The following is a 19,250-nucleotide window of genomic DNA, read 5'->3' on the forward strand; positions in this document are numbered from 1 at the left end:
CCCGCACAGCCCCCGCTGGTCTAGTCCACGGAGGGGTCTCGGCCGGTCCATCCCGAGAGGGTTGAGTGGTCTACCTGAAGAGTGTGGCTCAAAGCGCGCGGTTTTCGCTGGCTTATTACATAAAGGTTCTTGCATATGTAGGTCGCATAACGGCTGGTGAGAGGGGGTTCGAGTGCTCTTGACAGGGTGATTGGTCTGGGTCAAGCTCCGGCGTACTGGTCTACACCATTGGTCCAGGTCCTGGCCCCAGGGCGGCACGTCTGTCACCGCGGGGAGCAGGGGGGTTTGTGGCATCCCTGAGCAATGGCATCCCTGAGGAGGGTGGCGTGAAGAGGAAGCTGACGACCGCGATCTGTGTCGCGGGCATGATGGTCTCCATCGCGGCGTGCGGGGGCGGTGAGAGCGGGCGTGAGAGCTCGGACACCGGTGCGGACACCAAGGAGCTGACGGTCTGGCTCACGGTGGACGCGCAGAACAACTGGCCGGAGCTGGTCAAGGCCGCCGACGCGGCGATCGAGAAGAAGCACCCCGGGATCACGATCACGCACGAGTACTACGGCTGGCCCGACAAGAACGCCAAGCTCGACGCCGTCCTCGCCACCGACAAGGCCCCCGACGTGGTCGAGATGGGCAACACGGAGATGCTCGCCTACATGGTCAAGGGCGCCTTCGCCCCCGTCGACCCGGCGAAGTTCGACAACTCCGACGCCTGGCTGGACGGCCTCAAGGCCTCCGTCACCTACGAGGGCAAGACCTACGGCGTTCCGTACTACGCCGGTGGCCGCGTCGCCAACTGGCGCAAGGACGTCTTCGCCGCGGCGGGCGTCAAGTCCACCCCGAAGACGTACGAGGAGTTCACCGCCGCCCTCGACAAGGTCCAGAAGAAGCGGGGCGACAAGTTCAGCGCCTGGTACCAGCCCACCCGCGACTGGTACGCCGCCATGTCCTTCGTCTACGACGCCGGCGGCTCCATAGCGGTCGAGTCCGGCGGCGAGTGGAAGGCCAACCTCTCCTCCCCGGAGTCCCTCAAGGGTCTGACCGAGTTCAAGAACGTCGTCGACACGTACATGCACGGCGACAAGACCAAGGACGAGTCCGACCGTTACATCGTCTACGGTCAGGGCAAGTCCGGCATGATCTTCGCCCCGGCCTGGGAGGGCGCGACCGCCGCGGCCAAGGAGAACGACAAGACCGGCAAGCTCGCCGGCAACGTCGAGAACTTCGTGCTGCCCGGCCCGTCCGGCAAGAACCTGCCCGTCTTCCTCGGCGGCAGCGACCTCGCTGTCCCGGTGAAGTCCGACGCGCAGACCGTCGCCGCCGAGTGGATCAACGCCTTCACCGGCCCCTCCGGCCAGAAGGGCCTGATCGAGAAGGGCAACCTGCCCAACAACAAGACCGACCTCGCCACCCTGAAGGACGACCCGGCGACGGCGGTCCCGGCCACCGCGGCCGAGTCCAACTGGTTCGTCCCGATGGCCCCCGGCTGGGGCCAGGTCGAGAAGGCGCAGATCCTGCAGACCATGCTGCAGTCCATCGGCACCGGCAAGCAGTCGGTCGAGGAGGCCGCGAAGGAAGCGGACGCCGAGATCGACAAGGTCATCAACACCAAGTGACGGTGACCTGCCGGTCGGGCCTGGCCGTGGTGGCCGGGCCCGACCGGGGGGTGCCGCGGTGGCCGGCCGGTGGCTGACATCGGTTCGGCCGGTGGGTGATTTACGAAAGTGCCGCGATGGGGTGTCGGGTCGGTGCCGGTGCGTCGTGGCTGGTCGCGCAGTTCCCCGCGCCCCTTTGGAGGCGCCTGCTGCGGGCCCCTCCTTCAGTTGCTTAGGAGCGCGATGAGTGCCGCAGACACGACTGCCCCTGCGAAGATGCCGCCCGCGCGGCCCGCACCCCCGCCACCGTCGGCGGCCCCGGAACGGCCGGGCAGAAAGCGGACTCCCGGCGGCGCCGCCGTCCCCTGGGCCCTGCTCGCCCCGTGTCTGCTGATCCTCGCCCTCGTCCTCGGCTATCCGCTGGTCCGGCTGGTCACCCTGTCCTTCCAGACGTTCGGCCAGTCCCAGTTGTGGGGCTTCCAGCCGGCGGAGTCGGCCGGCTTCGACAACTTCTCCAAGGTGCTGGGCGACAGCGAGTTCTGGACGGTCGTCGTCCGGACCATCGTCTTCGCCGCCGCCTGCGTGATCTTCACGATGGTCATCGGCATGGCGATCGCCCTGCTGCTCCAGCGGGTCTCCGGCTGGGTGAAGACGCTCATCAACATCGCCCTCGTGGCGAGTTGGGGCATGCCGATCATCGTGGCCACCACCGTCTTCAAGTGGCTCTTCGACTCCGACTACGGCATCTTCAACGCGCTCCTCAGCAAGCTCCCGGGCGTCGACATGATCGGCCACAACTGGTTCGCGAGCGGCCCCGAGGGCCTCGCAGTCATCACGCTCCTCGTGGTGTGGGGCGCGGTGCCGTTCGTCGTCATCACCCTCAGCGCCGGACTCACCCAGGTGCCGAAGGAGCTGGAGGAGGCCGCCCGCCTCGACGGCGCCGGCGCGTGGGGCGTGTTCCGCTACGTCACCCTCCCCATCCTCAAGCCGATCATCGTGATGCTCACGACCCTCTCCGTCATCTGGGACATGGGCGTCTTCCCGCAGGTCTTCGTGATGCGCAACGGCCACCCGGAGGCCGAGTTCCAACTGCTCACCACCTACTCGTACGACAAGGCGTTCGTGGTCAACGACTACGCCCAGGGCTCGGCGATCGCCCTGCTGACCGTGCTGTTGCTGCTCGGCGTGATCAGCGTCTACATGCGCCAGATGCTGAAGATCGGAGAGGTCGAATGAGTACTGCCGCTGTCTCCGGCCCCCGGAGGTCCAAGTTCGGCTGGAACCTCCTCGGTCTGTTCGTCTTCGTCACCGCGGGCTTCCCCGTCTACTGGATGCTGAACACGGCGTTCAAGCCCGCCAAGGACGCGATCGACCCCGACCCCAGCCTGCTGCCGACGTCGATCACCTTCGCCAACTTCGGCCGGGCACTGGACATCGCCGACTTCTGGGGCCCGGTCGGCCGCAGCCTCGTCGTCTCCCTCACGGTGGTCGTGATCGGCATCGTCGTCGGCATGCTGGCCGCGCTCGCCATCTCCCGCTTCGCCTTCCGCGGCCGCAAGGTGGTGATCGTCGGCATCCTGGCGGTGCAGATGGTCCCGCTGGTCGCGATGATCATCCCGGTCTTCCTGCTGCTGAACGACCTCGGCCAGTACGACCGCCTCAGCGGCCTGGTCATCACCTATCTGACCTTCATCCTCCCGTTCACCGTGTGGACCCTGCGCGGCTTCATCGTCAACATCCCGCGCGAACTGGAGGAGGCGGCCATGGTCGACGGCTGCTCCCGCACCACCGCCTTCATCCGCGTGGTGTTCCCGCTGCTCGCGCCCGGCATGGTGGCGACCTCGGTCTACGGCTTCATCCAGGCCTGGAACGAGTATCTGTACGCCCTGATGCTGATGAGCCAGCAGAACCAGACCGCGACCGTCTGGCTGGGCAACTTCACCACCAAGCACGGCACCGAGTACGCCCCGATGATGGCCGGCTCCACCATGATGGCCGTGCCGATCGTCGTCCTCTTCCTCCTCGTCCAGCGCAAGATGGCCGCGGGCCTCACCGCGGGCGCCGTGAAGGGATAACCCACCCGATGACGACATTCGCCACTGGATCAGACACCCTCACGCGGGACGTGCTCACGGTCCTCCAGCCCGGGTTCACGGGCACCACCGCCCCCGACTGGCTGCTGCGCCGCCTCGGCGAGGGCCTCGCCTCCGTCGGCCTCTTCGGCCGCAACATCACTTCGCCCGAGCAACTGGCCGCTCTCACCGCCCAGTTGCGCGCCGAGCACGAGGACGTCCTGGTCGCCATCGACGAGGAGGGCGGCGACGTCACCCGCCTGGAGGTCCGCACCGGATCCTCCTTCCCCGGCAACCACGCCCTGGGCGCGGTCGACGACGTGGACCTGACCCGGGAGGTCGCGTTCGCGCTGGGCCACCGCCTGGCGGAGTGCGGCGTCAACTTCAACTGGGCCCCGTCGGCCGACGTGAACGCCAACCCCGCCAACCCGGTCATCGGGGTCCGCTCCTTCGGCGCCGACCCCGACCTGGTCGCCCGCCACACCGCCGCCTATGTCACCGGCCTCCAGGCCGCGGGCGTCGCCGCCTGCGCCAAGCACTTCCCGGGCCACGGCGACACCGCCGTGGACTCCCACCTCTCCCTGCCCCGCATCGACGCGGACCGCTCGCTCGTGGACTCCCGCGACCTGGCGCCCTTCAGGGCCGCCATCGGCGCCGGCTCGCGCGCGATGATGAGCGCCCACATCCTGGTCCCCGCCCTGGACCCCGACCTCCCGGCAACGTTGTCCCGCGGCATCCTCACGGACCTCCTCCGCGGCGAACTCGGCTACGACGGCCTCATCGTCACCGACGGCATGGAGATGCGGGCCATCGCCGGGACCTACGGCATCGAACACGGCAGCGTCCTCGCCCTCGCCGCCGGAGCCGACGCCATCTGCGTAGGCGGCGGCCTCGCCGACGACGAGACGGTCCGCCGCCTCCGCGACGCCCTCATCACCGCCGTCCGCACCGGCGACCTCCCGGAGGAACGCCTCGCGGACGCGGCCGACCGGGTCCGGGACCTGGCGAAGTGGACCCGGTCGGCCGCCGGGGGAGTGCGGCGCGGTGCCGGGACAGGCCGCGAGGTCATCGGCGAGACCCAGGGGGTCGGAGACACCGGCGGCGTCGGCCTCGTGGCCGCCCGGCGCGCGCTCACGACGACCTTCACGGAGCCCTACGAGCCGCCCACCCAGCCCCTGTACGTCGCCGCCTTCACCCCCGTGGCCAACATCGCGGTGGGCGACGAGACCCCCTGGGGCGTCGGCGCGGAACTGGCCCGCCTCCTCCCGGGCACCGAGACCGGCACCTTCGCGGGCGACAGCGCCGGCGCCTCCGCCCTGGCGGTCGCCGGCACCCGCCGCATCGTCGCCGTCGTCCGCGACGAACACCGCCACCCCTGGATGACCACCGCCCTCGACACCCTCCTGACCACCCGCCCCGACACCATCGTCGTGGAAATGGGCATCCCCCAGTCCCCGCCCCGCGGCCTTCTCCACATCGCGACGCACGGCGCGGCGAGGGTGTGCGGAAGGGCGGCGGCGGAGGTTGTCGCGGGAGTGCGGTAGAGGGTTCCCCGAAGTACACACACGTAGGCGCCACGGCCCTCCCCCAGGGCCCGTGGCGCCTACGACGTATCCCAGCGTCCTAGATCCCCTGCCAGGCGGGCTTGTTGTCGTACGTGTGCCGGAAGTAGTCCGCCAGCTTCAGCTTCGACGCGGCTGCCTCGTCCACCACCACGGTCGCGTGTGGATGCAGTTGCAACGCCGAGGCCGGGCACACCGCGGCCACCGGTCCCTCCACGGTCGCCGCGACGGCGTCCGCCTTCCCCTCGCCCGTGGCCAGCAGGACCAGGTGCCGGGCCTCCAGGATCGTGCCGATGCCCTGCGTGATGACGTGGTGCGGCACCTGCTCGATGTCGCCGCCGAAGAACCGGGCGTTGTCGATCCGGGTCTGCTGGGTCAGCGTCTTGATCCGGGTCCGGGAGGCCAGCGACGAGCACGGCTCGTTGAACCCGATGTGCCCGTCGGTCCCGATGCCGAGCAGCTGCAGATCCACACCGCCCGCCTCGGCCAGCGCCCTGTCGTACGCCGCGCTCGCCCCCGCCACGTCCTCGGCGGTCCCGTCGGGCCCCATGAACGCGTCCATGCCGAGCCCCAACGGCTCCAGCACCTCCCGCCGCAGCACCGAGCGGTACGACTCGGGATGCTCGGCCGGCAGTCCCACGTACTCGTCGAGCTGCGCGACCCGCGCCCGCGAGGCGCCCACGGCACCGGACCGCACCTTCGCCGTCAGTGCCTGGTAGATGGGCAGGGGAGTCGACCCCGTGGCCACCCCGAGCAGCGCGTCGGGCTTCCGCCGGAGCAACTCCGCCATCGCCTCGGCTATGAGCTCGCCACCCGCCTTGGCATCCGGAACGATGACAACTTCCACGCTGACCCTGCCGATCTGGGAAGAAGGACTCAAGAGGGCTCAACCGGAATCTACCGGGGGCAAGCACCTCTCATGTGGTGTAGACCAATCTAGCAGGGGACGTCCATGCTCCACAGGGGTCGCCGGCCGGGAATCGGGTGAGGCCGGGAACGCCACCACGTCCGCGACGTCGGAGACCGCGCCGACGCGCTTGAGTACCGAGACGGCCTCGCGTGGAACCTGCCGCGGCATTCCGGCCCGCCCCCGGCCCGAAGCGGGCTACTCTGCGGGCGGCGGATGTCGGACAATGGAACAACAACAAACATCCGCCAACGCATGGACACACGCAGTGGTCTAGTCAACAATGCGTGGTAGGGCATGTGATCGATCAGCGGCCCGGCCGCGGACGATCACCCCTGAACGAGAAACAAGCCTCCGCTTTCCCCGCACAGGAAGGCGGACCGAGGACCCGGCGCTCTCTGCCCTGACTGCTCCGGATCCTCATCCTTCGGCCGACTGGGACCGCACACCCCACGGCCGATGTTGCTCCGGGCTGCGGTGCCGGGAGGGCTGAGGGTCCCTCTCAGGCGCCGCGGCCCGCGGGTGTTCTCAGGCCCGCGCCGAGGCGCGGGCGGCTGTTTCGGGCCATGTCCCTACCGCCAGGTACGCTCGCACACGTGCCCTCCATGAACGAACTCGTCCGCCAGCACACCGCTCTCAGCGACTCCGACCTGGAGTGGCTGCATCTGCTGGTGTCGGAGTGGCAGCTTCTCTCCGACCTCTCCTTCGCCGACCTCGTCCTCTGGGTCCCCACACGCGACGGCACCCGCTATGTCTCCGTGGCCCAGATGCGCCCCAACACCGGCCCCACCTCGTACCAGGACGACATGGTCGGCCACCTGGTCCCGCGCGGCCGCCGCCCCCTCCTCGACGCCGCCCACGACGAGGGCCGCATCGTCCGCGAGGGCGACCCGGAGTGGCGCGAGGAGGTGCCCGTACGGGTCGAGTCCATCCCCGTACGCAGAGAGGGCCGCGTCCTCGGTGTCATCGCGCGCAACACCAATCTGCTGACCGTACGGACCCCGAGCCGCCTGGAGCTGACGTATCTCCAGAGCGCGTCCGACCTGGCCCAGATGATCGCCGCGGGCGCGTTCCCGTTCCCCGACCAGCAGGTCGACATGGACGCCTCGCCGCGCGTCGGCGACGGCCTGATCAGGCTCGACGCCGACGGCATCGTCCAGTACGCCTCCCCGAACGCCCTCTCCGCGTACCACCGTCTCGGCCTCGCCGCCGACCTGGTCGGCTGCCATCTCGGCCGTACGACCGCCGAACTCGCCCCGTCCCGGGGCCCGGTGGACGAGGCGCTGGCCAAGGTGGCGAGCGGGTGGGCGCCGCGCGAGTTCGAGATCGAGTCCGTGGACGGGGTGATCCAGTTCCGCGCGATCCCCCTCAAGCCCAAGGGCCCGCGCATCGGTTCGCTCGTGCTGCTGCGGGACGTGACGGAACTGCGGCGCCGCGAACGTGAGTTGATCACCAAGGACGCGACCATCCGGGAGATCCACCACCGGGTGAAGAACAACCTCCAGACCGTCGCCGCGCTGCTGCGCCTCCAGGCCCGCCGTATCGAGTCCGAACGCGGCCGCGAGGCCCTCGAAGAGGCCGTACGCAGGGTCGGATCGATCGCGATCGTGCACGAGACGCTGTCCCAGACCCTGGACGAGCGCGTGGAGTTCGACGAGATCGCCGACCGGGTGCTCGCCATGGTCGCCGAGATCTCACCCGGCAAGGTCGTCGGCCGGCGCACCGGACGCTTCGGCATCCTGGACGCGGAGGTCGCGACCCCGCTCTCCATGGTCCTCACCGAGATCCTTCAGAACGCCCTCGAACACGGATTCCGAGAAGGCGACACCGGCAGCGTCGAGGTCTCGGCCGTACGCGGCGGCTCCACCAAGGACACCCGTCTCCTCGTCACCGTCCAGGACGACGGCATCGGCCTGCCCGAGGGGTTCGACCCGCACCGCTCCGGCAACCTCGGCCTGCAGATCGTACGGACGCTGGTGGAGGGGGAGTTGGGCGGCACCTTCGACATGGTCCCGGCTCCCGAGCGCGGCACCCAGGTGATCCTCGACCTCCCGGTGCGCGCCCAGAAGTAGCGGCGGGGGAGAAGCCGGCCTCAGGAATACGGCGGACGCATGCCCCGCGGTCACCACGAACGGCGTACGGAATTCAGCATCGCGAACAGCACCGAGCCCCGGACCATCGTGTGGTCCGGGGCTCGGGCAAGTGGCTGATTAAGCGCACCGGGGGCACTGCGCGCTGCGGCTCGGGGGCGGGAGAAGCGTACTCGCTGTACGCGCCGCCAAGCTCAGGCTATTACTGGGTGGGATGTCAGGCGGTGGCCTGACGGGCCCGGTTGCGGGCGGCGCGGCGCTTCATGGCGCGGCGCTCGTCCTCGCTGAGACCACCCCAGACGCCGGAGTCCTGGCCGGACTCAAGCGCCCACTGCAGACACTGCTCGATAACCGGGCAGCGACGGCAGACAGCCTTGGCTTCCTCGATCTGCAGCAGCGCAGGACCGGTGTTGCCGATAGGGAAGAAGAGCTCGGGGTCTTCCTCGCGGCAAACGGCGTTGTGACGCCAGTCCATGGCTGCTACCTCTCCTTGGTATTACATGCACGTTGCTTGTGAATGTGAACGCTTTCACGAATCCCTCAACAAGTGAAGGGCCGAGCACCAGACGGACTGGTGTGGTCCTGTGATTTGAGGAGGGGTTCCGGCGCTCTTGCGGAGCCGATGTTGCGGGCTGTCCCGAGCGCCACGTAGAGACTCGCAAACCTCAGCGGCGGATACAACCCCTTCCGGAAAGTTTTTTTTGATTCCTCGGTGTCGACTGTGTCACAGCCGTACTTCCATGGGGTGGATCCTGGCCTAAACGTTCGAGTGGAAGGACTTTTGCCCGTTCCGCTCACACAATCACACGCAGTGCACGGCGTACGCCTGTGAACGTCACGCTCGTACGCAGTCCGAGGTGGTCGCCGTCCATCTGGAGGGGGAGGGGGGCCTTCGAATGCAAGGTGAAGTCGGTCAGATCGTGCAGGGTGGTGGCGTGCTTGCCGTGGGGTCCGCGCTCGGGGGACGAAGTGAGCAACTGTGTGCCATATCGGGCGAGCGCGGGCGTCGACATGCGGCTGAGACCGAGTATGTCGAGGCCTTTATCGAACGAGGCCTTAGGTGACGCGTACACCGGGCGATTGCCGAGAAACGTCCACGGGGACGTGTTGCAGACTATGGACAGCACAAGATCGGAAATCGGGTCTTCGCCGGCCCGCTCCAGAGTGATCGTGCCGAGTCTGCGGTGGGGCTCCTCCAGGAACTGCCGGAATGCCTGACGCAGGTAAAGAGCGTGTGTGGATTTCTGTCCGCGTTCCCGCTGTTGCTCGACCCGGCCGATCACACCCGCGTCGAATCCGAGGCCGGCGCAGAAGGTGAACCAGCGGGAGGGCACCGCCTCGTCCTCCGTGCCCGGGGTGCCCGAGGCCATGCCCAGGCCGATCGTGCGCTCACGGCTCTCGCGCAGCGCGTCCAACAGGACGCCGGTGGACTCCACGGCGTCGTTGGGCAGGCCCAGGGCGCGGGCGAAGACGTTGGTGGAGCCGCCGGGGACCACGGCGAGACGGGGGAGGCGGTCGGGGTCGGGGCCGTGGTGCAGCAGGCCGTTGACGACCTCGTTGACCGTGCCGTCGCCGCCGAGCGCCACGACGAGCTCGATGTCGTCCTTGCCCTCCGCCGCCTGGCGGGCGAGATCCCGGGCGTGGCCGCGGTACTCGGTGGTGACCGCCTCGAGCTTCATCTCACTCGCGAGGGCGTGGATCAGCACATCGCGCGTACGTGCGCTTGTGGTGGTTGCCGCCGGATTGACCACGAGAAGTGCACGCATGGATTGCAGGGTACCTACTGGGTGGTACTCGTCCCATACCGAGGTGCGGATCAAGCAGGAGATCGGGCAGTGACGATGAGCACGTGGGGGCGCGCGAAGGCGGCTGTGTGCCGGGCGCCGGGCCGGGTACCGGGGCCGGGGCGGGCCCTCGGGCGGCGGCTACCCTTCAGGGGTGAGCCCTGAGCAGAACCCCACGCCGGACACCTCCGACGCCGAGCCCCGCCCCGGGCGGCTGACCGCCGCGGCCGCGCTGGCCGCGCTGGAGGGGGTGGCCCTGCTGGTGGGCGGCGGAGCGATGCTCGTCCTGGGCTTCACCGGCGACTCCGGCGACCTGAGTACCGGCGTCACCGGGGGCGTCACGCTGATCGCGCTGGCCCTGCTGCCGCTGATCGCCGCCCGCGGGCTTTTGCTGCGGCGCGGCTGGAGCCGCGGGCCCGCCGTCATCACCCAGATCATGGCGCTGCCGGTGGCCTACAACCTGCTGCGCGCCGACAGCCTGGCGATCCCGGCGGGCATCGTGCTGGCCGTCGTCGCCGTCGCCGCGCTGGTCCTGCTGATCAATCCCGCGACGACCCAGGCCCTCGGGATCCAGGGGCCGGGCCGGGCGGAGGAGACGAAGCGATAGCGCTCCGCTGGAATGCGGCCGGGAAACCGCGGCCGCCGGTGGCTGATCGCGCCCGCACGGCGGAGCCGCATGCCGACACAGCCCCGCGCCCCTGACGGGGCGCGGCGACTACTCCTCCACCAGCAGCTTCTCGCGCAGCTGCGCCAGTGTCCTCGCCAGCAGACGCGAGACGTGCATCTGGGAGATGCCGACCTCCTGCGCGATCTGCGACTGGGTCATGTTGCCGAAGAAGCGCAGGAGCAGGATGCGCTTCTCGCGGGGCGGGAGGTCCTCCAGCAGCGGCTTGAGGGACTCGCGGTACTCGACGCCCTCCAGCGCCTCGTCCTCGGCTCCGAGGGTGTCCGCGACGGCCGGCGACTCGTCGTCGGTGTCGGGGACGTCCAGGGACAGCGTGGAGTAGGCGTTGGCCGACTCCAGGCCCTCCAGGACCTCCTCCTCCGAGATGGCCAGCTTCTCGGCCAGCTCGTGCACTGTCGGGGAGCGGCCGTGCTGCTGGGACAGCTCGGCCGTGGCCGTGGTCAGCGCCAGCCGCAGCTCCTGCAGCCGGCGCGGCACCCGCACCGCCCAGCCCTTGTCGCGGAAGTGCCGCTTGATCTCACCGACGACCGTCGGGGTCGCGTACGTGGAGAACTCCACGCCGCGGTCCGGGTCGAAGCGGTCCACCGACTTGATCAGGCCGATGGTGGCGACCTGCGTCAGGTCGTCCAGCGGCTCGCCGCGGTTGCGGAAGCGGCGTGCGAGGTGCTCCACGAGCGGCAGATGCATCCGGACCAGCCGGTTGCGCAGCTCCGCGTACGCGGCACTGCCCTCATCCAGGGCGCGCAGCTCTACGAACAGGGCCCGTGCCCCGCTGCGGTCGTGAGGGTCGTGCTGCGTGCTTCGCACGCTCTGCGCGCCCGCCTCGTCGTGTCGCTCGTGCTCGCTCATAGTCCCGCCCGCCGTCACCGTTCCCCCAGCTCTCGACTGTGCTCGAGCGGGGGAGGCCCCAGTCCGCCCTCGTGAGGACGTGGTGCTCCGTAGGGCACCCTCCGGATCCCGTTGCCCGTCGGAGAGCGCCTCGCGCTCCTCGCCGTCGGCCGGCTCCGCCCACCGAGATGCTCCGGCCGCCGCCGAGGAGTCGTCCTCCGGGTGCGGCCGGGCCTGCTCGGGGATGCCGTCGACGCCGTCCGCCAGATGCGCCGGCCCACTCGGACCGCCGTCATCCTCCGCGGGAAGTTCCCGTGTGCCGCGTTCTTCGTCCCGCACCGGCCCGTCCCCGTTCCTCACGCCGGCCCGGGTCCCGCGCCGCGCTGTTTGTAGAGGCTGATCGAAACGGTTTTGTCGTCGGCGACCGCGGAGGAGACCTTGCCCGCCAGGGCCGACAGCACGGTCCAGGCGAAGGTGTCACGTGCGGGGGCGTGGCCGTCCGTGGTGGGGGCCGACACCGTGACCTCCAGCGAATCGTCGATGAGGCGGAAGACACAGCTGAGCACCGAGCCGGGCACGGCCTGCTGGAGCAGGATCGCGCAGGCCTCGTCGACCGCGATGCGAAGGTCCTCGATCTCGTCGAGGGTGAAGTCCAAACGGGCCGCGAGGCCGGCCGTCGCCGTACGCAGCACCGACAGGTAGGCACCCGCGGCCGGCAGCCGGACTTCCACGAAGTCCTGGGTCCCGGGCTCGCCTGCGATCTGGGACACCCTCACCTCCAAGGTGGTACAAGCTTTTTCGGGGGCCGAGGGTCGCCCCCCGGGTAATGCGCTACGTGGTTCAGCGGTGACGCTATCGCGCTCCCGAGCGCCGTGTCCTCAGGGTCCTGGGGACCCCACCCCGTGCTGTCACTCATAGTAAGCCTATGGATACGCTCGGTGGCTAGAGGTCTGCGGGCCTCAAATAGGAAGAGGGCGCGCCGGGTTGACGTACCCAGGCGTCGGACTGCCGAACCTTGTCACACGAGTACGTCGACGTGTCACGGGGTGACATGGTTCCGTCGTACGACGTCGCGGACGTGTTCGTCGGGGTCCTGTTCGGGTCCGATCGGCTCCTTCGGGTCATACGAGTACATGGTCGACGAAGCACCAGCGCCAGGACTCGCCCGCTTCGAAGGTGCGCATGACGGGATGGCCGCTCTCCTTGTGGTGCTCGGTCGCGTGCCGCATCGGTGAGGAGTCGCAGCAGCCCACGTGCCCGCACTCCAGGCACATCCGCAACTGCACCGGGTGGCTCCCGGCGGCCAGGCACTCCGGGCAGGTCTCGCTCAGGGGAGCGGGCTCGGGGTGGGGCAGCGCCTCCGTGTGCGTGCACTGTTTCATGATTGCCAGGTTACGACGGGTGCGCGGAAACTCGCGCGGAAACGAAGGCGGCGGGAAGCGATGCACTTTTTGCCTTTGCTGTTGCTGGTCGCGGGGAGCGCGACGGTCGCCGGAGCCGCCCGGCGTACGCCGGTGCCCGCCCCGCTGCTGCTGGTCGCGGTGGGGCTCGTGGTGTCGTATCTGCCCGGAGTGCCGCCCTACGAGCTCGACCCCGAGATCGTCCTGCCGCTGATCCTGCCGCCGCTGCTGTACACGGCCGCCAGCGACAGCTCCTACCTCGATCTGCGGGCCCAACTGCGGCCCGTGGCACTGCTGTCGGTCGGCTACGTGCTTTTTGCCACCCTCACCGTCGGCTGGGCCGCGTACATGATCGTGCCGGGGCTGCCGCTGACCGCCGCACTGGTGCTCGGCGCGGTCGTGGCGCCGCCGGACGCGGTCGCGGCGACAGCGGTCGCCCGGCGGGTGGGGCTGCCGTCGCGGATCACGACGATCCTCCAGGGCGAGTCCCTGGTGAACGACGCGACCGCGATCACCGCCTACCGGGTGGCCCTCGCGGCCACCGTCGGCGAGGGCGCGAGCTGGACCGGCGGGATCGTCGAGTTCCTGGTGGCGGCGGTCGGCGGCGTCGCGGTGGGCCTGCTGCTGATGATGCCGATCCACTGGCTGCGCACGCACCTGAAGGAAGCGCTGCTGCAGAACACGCTCTCCCTGCTGATCCCCTTCGTCGCCTACGGGCTCGCCGAGTGGGTGCATGCCTCCGGAGTGCTCGCCGTGGTCGTCGTCGGCCTGTATCTCGGCCACCGCAACTGGCAGGTCGACTTCGCCACCCGCCTCCAGGAGGAGGCCGTCTGGAAGATGGTCGCCTTCCTGCTGGAGTCCGCGGTGTTCGCCCTCATCGGACTCCAGCTCCCGGTCGTCCTCGCAGGACTGGAGGAGTACGAAGGGGCGCGCGCCACCTGGTACGCCGTGGCCGTCTTCCTCGTCGTGGTCGCGTCCCGGTTCGTGTGGGTGTATCCGGCGACGTTCCTGCCGCGGATGCTGTCGCGGCGGATCCGGGAACGGGAGGACGCCCCCACCTGGAAGGCGCCGTTCGTCATAGCCTGGGCCGGCATGCGGGGCGTCGTCTCGCTGGCCATCGCCTTCTCGATCCCGCTCACGGTGCACGGCGGGGAGGAGCTCCCCGAGCGGAACCTGATCCTCTTCCTGACCTTCACGACGGTCATCGGGACCCTCGTCATCCAGGGGCTGACCCTGCCGCCGCTGATCCGGGTGCTGAAGCTGCCGGGACGCGACCGGCAGGCCGAGACCCTCGCCGAGGCCAACGCGCAGGCCCAGGCGTCCCGGGCCGCCGAGGCCCGCCTCGACGAACTCCTCGCGAACGAGCGCAACGAGCTGCCGCCGCCGCTCGTCGACCGCCTCCATACGGTCCTGGAACGGCGCCGCAACGCCGTCTGGGAGCGGCTCGGCGCGGTGAACCCGGTTACCGGCGAGAGCGTCGACGACACCTACAGCCGCCTGTCCCGGGAGATGATCGGCGCCGAACGCGAGATCTTCGTGAGGCTGCGGGACGGCCGGTACATCGACGACGAGATGCTGCGCACGCTGCTGCGGAGACTGGACCTGGAGGAGGCGGCGGTCTACCGCGAGGCGTCCTAGAACGGGCGTCCTGTGATCACCGCGGCTATCGTCGTCCCGTGCGGGAAGGCGCCTTCCGCTGCCAGGGCGACAAGTCCGTAGAGCAACTTGGCGACATAGAGACGTTCCACGGGGAGGGCGTGGCGGGCCTCGAAGTCGGCGGCGAAGGCGTCCAGTTCGGGGGTGGTGCGGGCGTAGCCGCCGAAGTGGAAGCGGTCGTCGAGGTGCCAGTCACCGCGGGGTCCGCCGAAGGCCTGGTGCTGGAGTTTCCGTATCTCCTCTTCGAGGAACCCGCCCTTGAGGACCGGGATGCCGAGGGCGCGCTGGTCGGGGGCCAGACCGGCGGCCAGACCGGCGAGGGTGCCGCCGGTGCCGCAGGCGATGGCCACCACGTCGGCCCGGCCGCGCAGTTCCGTGCCGAGATCCTGGCAGCCGCGTACGGCGAGAGCGTTGCTGCCGCCCTCGGGGACGACATAGGCGTCCTCGGCGTCGGCGGCGCGGAGGACGGCGGCCAGGGTGGCGGGGTCGGTCTTGTGGCGATACGTCGATCTGTCGACGAAGTGCAGCCGCATGCCGTCGACCGTGCAGCGGGCCAGGGACGGGTTGAGGGGGCGGTCGGCCAGCTCCTGGCCGCGGACCACGCCGATGGTGGGCACGCCCAGGAGGCGGCCCGCGGCGGCGGTGGCGCGCAGATGGTTCGAGTACGCGCCGCCGAAGGTGAGCAGGGGACGGCCGGCCGCCACGCGCAGATTGGGTACGAGCTTGCGCCACTTGTTGCCGATGAGCTGCGGATGGATCAGGTCGTCGCGCTTGAGGAGCAGCCGGACGCCGTGGCCGGCGAAGCGGTCGTCCGCGGCCTCCTGGAGGGGGGACGGCAGCCGGGGGTGCAGGGCGGTGGCGGGGTCGGGGGCGGAAGGCTGGCCGGTCACGTGCCCATTGTCGGACACATGACCGGTCGGCGCCGGGCCGCGCGCTCGGGCCCTTACTTCAGGCGGGCCCGTACTCGCTCTCTCATGGAGGCCATGGTGAAGCCCCGGGGGTCGACCTTGCCTGGCTGCCATTCGAGGTGGCCGATGACGGACCGCTGGTTCCAGCCGTGGTGGCGGCAGATCGCCGCGGAGACTCTTTCGATGGCGTCGAGTTGGGCCTTGGGCCAGGGGTCCTCGCCGTCGCCGAGGTTCTCGCACTCGAAACCGTAGAAGTGGCGGTTGCCGTCGGTGTTGGCCTCGTTGTCCTTCGGGAGGGCCTTCTCGGCGATCACGGCCCGCAGCACGTCGTCGTCGCCGAAACCGGCGTGATTGGCGCGGCCGTAACCGACGAGGTGGACCCGGCCGTCCTTGGTGATGACGCCGTGGCACAACGGGCCCGGCAGGCCCGAGTAGCCGTCGCGGCAGATGCGGACGGTGCGTTCGCTGCCGGAGGTGACGGTGTGGTGGATCATCACGCCGTGGACGGGCCCCCAGGGGCCCTTGTGGTTGCGGTTGTGATGTTCCCAGTCACCGACCTCGACGACCCGGACGCCCTCGTTCTTGAGGACGGTGAGAAATCTCCCCGCGGACATGGGTGGGGCCATGGCCGACTCCTTCGTACGTGCGACGGTCGCTGGTCGTGGCCGCCTCGTACGCAGGCTTGTACCCGAGACGTCCGGTGGGAGCCAGTTGAGAGTGGGACGTGCGAGCCGATCCGGTCAGATTGGGCGAGGGGCCCGGCCCACGCGCGGATGGTCGACAAAGTCCCCTGATATGCCCAGAGTTCTAAGATCCATTCCCGCTCTTTCGGGTAATACCACCGGCACATTCCGTGATGGGAGGCTGGGTCGCGAGATCGGTGACCGCGATATCAGTGCATACCCGGAGGGGAATCCGTATGTCGGTAGGCGAAGAGGTTCGCTCGCAGCAGGACAGGCCGCAGCAGAGTCTCGGCACGGCCGCTGCCCGGAACCTGGCCACCACCACGAAGTCCACACCCCAGATGCAGGAGATCAGCTCGCGCTGGCTGCTGCGCACCCTGCCCTGGGTGAACGTGCAGGGCGGCACATACCGGGTGAACAGGCGGCTCACCTACGCGGTCGGCGACGGCCGCGTCACCTTTGTGAAGACCGGCGACCGGGTCGCCGTCATCCCCGCGGAGCTGGGCGAACTGCCGCCCCTGCGGACTTACGAGGACATCGACGTGCTGGGCGAACTGGCCCGGCGGTGCGAGCAGCGGGAGTTCGCGCCCGGTGATGTGCTGGCCGAGTTCGGCAGCCAGGCCGAGGACGTGTTCCTGCTCGCGCACGGCAAGGTCGAGAAGATCGGCACCGGACCCTACGGCGACGACGCGGTCCTCGGCGTGCTGGCCGACGGGGCCTACTTCGGCGACCAATCGCTGCTCGACGCCGACGCGATCTGGGAGTACACGGCCCGCGCGGTCACCGCGTGCACGGTGCTCGTCCTGCCGCGTACGGCCGTCGAGCAGATCGCGGAGCGCGCCGAGACCCTGAGCGAGCACCTTCAGGAGCAGCGCTCCATCCCGTCGCAGCGGACCAACAAGTATGGCGAGAAGGAGATCGACCTCGCCGCCGGCCACAGCGGTGAGCCGGACATCCCGCACACCTTCGTCGACTACGAGGCCGCTCCGCGCGAGTACGAACTGAGCGTCGCCCAGACCGTACTGCGCATCCACACGCGCGTGGCCGACCTCTACAACCAGCCGATGAACCAGACCGAGCAGCAGGTCCGGCTCACCGTCGAGGCGTTGAAGGAGCGCCAGGAGCACGAGCTGATCAACAACCGTGAGTTCGGCCTCCTCCACAACTGCGAGTACGACCAGCGGATCCAGCCGCACGACGGCGTGCCCAGCCCGGACGATCTGGACGAACTGCTCAGCCGCCGCCGGGGCACCAGGCTGCTGCTCGCCCACCCGCGCGCGATCTCCGCGTTCGGCCGCGAGCTCAACAAACGCGGGCTGGTCCCGGAGACCGTCGACATCGCCGGGAACCGCATTCCGACCTGGCGTGGGGTGCCGATCTACCCGTGCAACAAGATCCCGGTGACCGAGGCCAGGACCACCTCGATCATCGCGATGCGTACCGGAGAGGAGGACCAGGGCGTCATCGGTCTGCGGGCCGCGAGCATCCCGGACGAGATCGAGCCCAGCCTGTCCGTGCGCTTCATGGGCATCAACGAACAGGCGATCATCAAGTACCTCGTGACGGCCTACTACTCGGCCGCGGTCCTGGTCCCCGACGCGCTCGGCGTTCTGGAGAACGTCGAGATCGGCCGCTGGCGGTGACCTTGTCCGACCGGACGCCGTGTCCCCGCCCGCCAGGGGCGGGTACACCCCCGCCGAGCGGCGGCGGAACCGCCACCGTCCGCAGACTCTCCGAGGCGATCCCATGGGTGAGTTCATGACGGAGACGAAGCAGAGCCCCGCCGAAACCCAGGCCGGCGGCGCTCTGAGAAGCGAGATCCCGGAAAGGCGGAACCCCATCACGCTTCCATCAGACCCGACGGGAGCGGTGGATTCGGTGGAAGCGGTGCATTCGGCGGGAGTCGGTGAGCCGGTCAAGACCGTGCGTTCGGCGGGAGTCGGTGAGCCGGCGGAGGGTGTGGGGTCGGCGGACGCGGTGGGGCCGGTGATGTCAGGGGCGTCTGTCGGTGGCCGGGGGACCGTCGGGCGGCCGGGGGCGGCGAGTCCGTTCGACGGGCAGGAGGCGGCGGGGATCCTGGAGCAGGCGCGGGTGTCCGTCGACCCCGAACTGCGCCGGGCCGTCGGGTCGTTGCCCGGCTCGATGCGCCGGGTCGCGCGCTACCACTTCGGCTGGGAGCAGGCGGACGGCACCCCGGCCGCGGGGAACGCGGGCAAGGCGATACGTCCCGCGCTGGTCCTGGCCGCGGTCGCCGCGCTCGGCGGCCGAGAGTCCACCGCCGTACGGGCCGCCGCCGCGGTGGAGCTGGTGCACAACTTCACGCTGCTGCACGACGACGTGATGGACCGGGACACCACCCGCAGGCACCGGGCCACCGCGTGGACCGTGTTCGGGATCCCCGACGCGATCCTCGCCGGGGACGCGTTGCAGGCCCTGGCCCAGCGGTTGCTCGCCGAGGACCCGCATCCGGCGTCGGCCGCGGCCGCCGCGCGGCTCGCGTCCTGTGTCGTCGAACTGTGCGCGGGACAGCACACGGACACAGAGATGGAAGGGCGCCGGCCGGAGGACGTCACCCTCGACGAGGTGCTCGCCATGGCCGAGGCGAAGACGGGCGCACTGCTCGGCTGCGCCTGCGCGCTGGGGGCGTTGTACGCGGGGGCCGGTGAGGAGGATGTCCAGGCCCTCGACGCGTTCGGGCGGGAGGCCGGGCTGGCCTTCCAGCTCATCGACGACGTGATCGGCATCTGGGGAGACCCGAGCCGCACCGGCAAGCCGGCCGGGGCGGACCTCATGGTCCGCAAGAAGTCCCTCCCGGTGGTCGCCGCGCTCGCCTCCGGCACTCCGGAGGCCGCCGAACTCGCCGAGCTGTACGGACTGCCGTACGAGGAAGGGGACCTGGAACGTACGACGTCGGTCGTGGAGCGGGCCGGCGGCCGTGACTGGGCGCAGATCCAGGCGGCCGATCGTATGGCCCGGGCCATGCACGAACTGTCCCGTGCGGTACCGGACCCGGAATCGGCCGGCGGGCTCCTCGCGCTGGCCGAGTTCGTGACGCGCCGCAGCAGCTGAGGTGGGGCCGAGTG

Annotated in this window: 17 protein-coding genes; 9 read left to right on the forward strand and 8 right to left on the reverse strand. The window is 69.8% G+C overall.

What is annotated here, in order from left to right; all coding sequences use genetic code 11:
- The first annotated feature begins 326 nt into the window (after positions 1-326).
- From JIX55_RS33860 to JIX55_RS33875, 4 genes are all read left to right on the forward strand, one after another.
- A complete protein-coding gene (locus tag JIX55_RS33860) occupies positions 327-1,613 on the forward strand; it encodes an extracellular solute-binding protein (RefSeq protein WP_257567030.1) in 1,287 nt (428 codons plus the stop codon).
- A gap of 222 nt (positions 1,614-1,835) precedes the next feature.
- On the forward strand, positions 1,836-2,828 hold the full coding sequence (locus tag JIX55_RS33865) for a carbohydrate ABC transporter permease (protein ID WP_257567031.1): 993 nt from the start codon (positions 1,836-1,838) through the stop codon (positions 2,826-2,828).
- A complete protein-coding gene (locus tag JIX55_RS33870) occupies positions 2,825-3,667 on the forward strand; it encodes a carbohydrate ABC transporter permease (protein WP_257567032.1) in 843 nt (280 codons plus the stop codon). Before JIX55_RS33865 ends, JIX55_RS33870 begins: the two co-directional genes overlap by 4 nt.
- Positions 3,668-3,675: 8 nt before the next feature.
- Positions 3,676-5,208: a glycoside hydrolase family 3 protein gene (locus JIX55_RS33875; protein ID WP_257567033.1), complete on the forward strand. Its 1,533-nt coding sequence runs from the start codon at positions 3,676-3,678 to the stop codon at positions 5,206-5,208.
- Positions 5,209-5,287: 79 nt separating this feature from the next.
- Here JIX55_RS33875 and nagB read toward each other — a convergent pair whose 3' ends face one another.
- Positions 5,288-6,073 carry a glucosamine-6-phosphate deaminase gene (gene nagB, locus JIX55_RS33880; protein WP_257567034.1) on the reverse strand — a complete coding sequence of 262 codons (786 nt, stop codon included), beginning with the start codon at positions 6,071-6,073 and terminating at the stop codon, positions 5,288-5,290.
- A gap of 656 nt (positions 6,074-6,729) precedes the next feature.
- On the opposite strand from nagB, the gene JIX55_RS33885 reads away from it, so the two are divergent.
- Entirely contained in the window at positions 6,730-8,205 is a 1,476-nt protein-coding gene (locus tag JIX55_RS33885) for a sensor histidine kinase (protein WP_257567035.1), read from the forward strand.
- Between the two features lie 235 nt (positions 8,206-8,440).
- Here JIX55_RS33885 and JIX55_RS33890 read toward each other — a convergent pair whose 3' ends face one another.
- Both JIX55_RS33890 and JIX55_RS33895 read right to left on the reverse strand, forming a co-directional pair.
- A complete protein-coding gene (locus JIX55_RS33890; protein WP_007491230.1) occupies positions 8,441-8,698 on the reverse strand; it encodes a WhiB family transcriptional regulator in 258 nt (85 codons plus the stop codon).
- Between the two features lie 319 nt (positions 8,699-9,017).
- Entirely contained in the window at positions 9,018-9,989 is a 972-nt protein-coding gene (locus tag JIX55_RS33895; RefSeq protein ID WP_257567036.1) for a diacylglycerol/lipid kinase family protein, read from the reverse strand.
- A 172-nt stretch (positions 9,990-10,161) separates the two neighbouring features.
- Between JIX55_RS33895 and JIX55_RS33900 the strand changes: the two genes are divergently transcribed.
- Positions 10,162-10,614: a hypothetical protein gene (locus JIX55_RS33900; RefSeq protein WP_257567037.1), complete on the forward strand. Its 453-nt coding sequence runs from the start codon at positions 10,162-10,164 to the stop codon at positions 10,612-10,614.
- A gap of 108 nt (positions 10,615-10,722) precedes the next feature.
- Here the strand turns inward: JIX55_RS33900 and JIX55_RS33905 are convergent, their stop codons facing one another.
- The 3 genes from JIX55_RS33905 to JIX55_RS33915 form a co-directional block, all read right to left on the reverse strand.
- Positions 10,723-11,880: a SigB/SigF/SigG family RNA polymerase sigma factor gene (locus JIX55_RS33905; RefSeq protein WP_257567038.1), complete on the reverse strand. Its 1,158-nt coding sequence runs from the start codon at positions 11,878-11,880 to the stop codon at positions 10,723-10,725.
- On the reverse strand, positions 11,877-12,290 hold the full coding sequence (locus JIX55_RS33910; RefSeq protein WP_200304968.1) for an anti-sigma regulatory factor: 414 nt from the start codon (positions 12,288-12,290) through the stop codon (positions 11,877-11,879). The genes JIX55_RS33905 and JIX55_RS33910 overlap by 4 nt, the downstream gene beginning before the upstream one ends.
- 351 nt (positions 12,291-12,641) lie before the next feature.
- A complete protein-coding gene (locus JIX55_RS33915; protein WP_257567039.1) occupies positions 12,642-12,902 on the reverse strand; it encodes a UBP-type zinc finger domain-containing protein in 261 nt (86 codons plus the stop codon).
- Between the two features lie 60 nt (positions 12,903-12,962).
- On the opposite strand from JIX55_RS33915, the gene JIX55_RS33920 reads away from it, so the two are divergent.
- On the forward strand, positions 12,963-14,558 hold the full coding sequence (locus JIX55_RS33920; protein ID WP_257567040.1) for a Na+/H+ antiporter: 1,596 nt from the start codon (positions 12,963-12,965) through the stop codon (positions 14,556-14,558).
- Here the strand turns inward: JIX55_RS33920 and JIX55_RS33925 are convergent.
- Both JIX55_RS33925 and JIX55_RS33930 read right to left on the reverse strand, forming a co-directional pair.
- The gene (locus tag JIX55_RS33925; protein ID WP_257567041.1) at positions 14,555-15,466 is read right to left on the reverse strand and encodes a 1-aminocyclopropane-1-carboxylate deaminase/D-cysteine desulfhydrase; all 912 of its coding nucleotides are present in this window, start codon (positions 15,464-15,466) and stop codon (positions 14,555-14,557) included. The two genes, JIX55_RS33920 and JIX55_RS33925, sit on opposite strands and share 4 nt — an antisense overlap.
- A gap of 53 nt (positions 15,467-15,519) precedes the next feature.
- A complete protein-coding gene (locus tag JIX55_RS33930) occupies positions 15,520-16,110 on the reverse strand; it encodes an N-acetylmuramoyl-L-alanine amidase (protein WP_257567042.1) in 591 nt (196 codons plus the stop codon).
- A gap of 293 nt (positions 16,111-16,403) precedes the next feature.
- Here JIX55_RS33930 and JIX55_RS33935 point away from each other — a divergent pair, with 293 nt between their 5' ends.
- Together JIX55_RS33935 and JIX55_RS33940 are read left to right on the forward strand one after the other, a co-directional pair.
- Positions 16,404-17,810: a family 2B encapsulin nanocompartment shell protein gene (locus tag JIX55_RS33935; protein ID WP_257567043.1), complete on the forward strand. Its 1,407-nt coding sequence runs from the start codon at positions 16,404-16,406 to the stop codon at positions 17,808-17,810.
- Between the two features lie 103 nt (positions 17,811-17,913).
- Entirely contained in the window at positions 17,914-19,236 is a 1,323-nt protein-coding gene (locus JIX55_RS33940; RefSeq protein ID WP_257567044.1) for a family 2 encapsulin nanocompartment cargo protein polyprenyl transferase, read from the forward strand.
- Positions 19,237-19,250: the final 14 nt, after the last annotated feature.

This window comes from Streptomyces sp. DSM 40750 (assembly GCF_024612035.1).
Lineage (GTDB): Bacteria > Actinomycetota > Actinomycetes > Streptomycetales > Streptomycetaceae > Streptomyces.

Excerpts from the sequence above, each read along its gene's own strand:
- JIX55_RS33870 (WP_257567032.1), top strand. The coding sequence starts at position 2,825 with ATGAGTACTGCCGCTGTCTCCGGCCCCCGGAGGTCCAAGTTCGGCTGG.
- JIX55_RS33895 (WP_257567036.1), bottom strand. The coding sequence starts at position 9,989 with ATGCGTGCACTTCTCGTGGTCAATCCGGCGGCAACCACCACAAGCGCA.
- JIX55_RS33940 (WP_257567044.1), top strand. The coding sequence starts at position 17,914 with ATGGGTGAGTTCATGACGGAGACGAAGCAGAGCCCCGCCGAAACCCAG.
- JIX55_RS33865 (WP_257567031.1), top strand. The coding sequence starts at position 1,836 with ATGAGTGCCGCAGACACGACTGCCCCTGCGAAGATGCCGCCCGCGCGG.
- JIX55_RS33915 (WP_257567039.1), bottom strand. The coding sequence starts at position 12,902 with ATGAAACAGTGCACGCACACGGAGGCGCTGCCCCACCCCGAGCCCGCT.
- JIX55_RS33875 (WP_257567033.1), top strand. The coding sequence starts at position 3,676 with ATGACGACATTCGCCACTGGATCAGACACCCTCACGCGGGACGTGCTC.
- JIX55_RS33920 (WP_257567040.1), top strand. The coding sequence starts at position 12,963 with ATGCACTTTTTGCCTTTGCTGTTGCTGGTCGCGGGGAGCGCGACGGTC.
- JIX55_RS33890 (WP_007491230.1), bottom strand. The coding sequence starts at position 8,698 with ATGGACTGGCGTCACAACGCCGTTTGCCGCGAGGAAGACCCCGAGCTC.
- JIX55_RS33935 (WP_257567043.1), top strand. The coding sequence starts at position 16,404 with ATGTCGGTAGGCGAAGAGGTTCGCTCGCAGCAGGACAGGCCGCAGCAG.
- JIX55_RS33930 (WP_257567042.1), bottom strand. The coding sequence starts at position 16,110 with ATGGCCCCACCCATGTCCGCGGGGAGATTTCTCACCGTCCTCAAGAAC.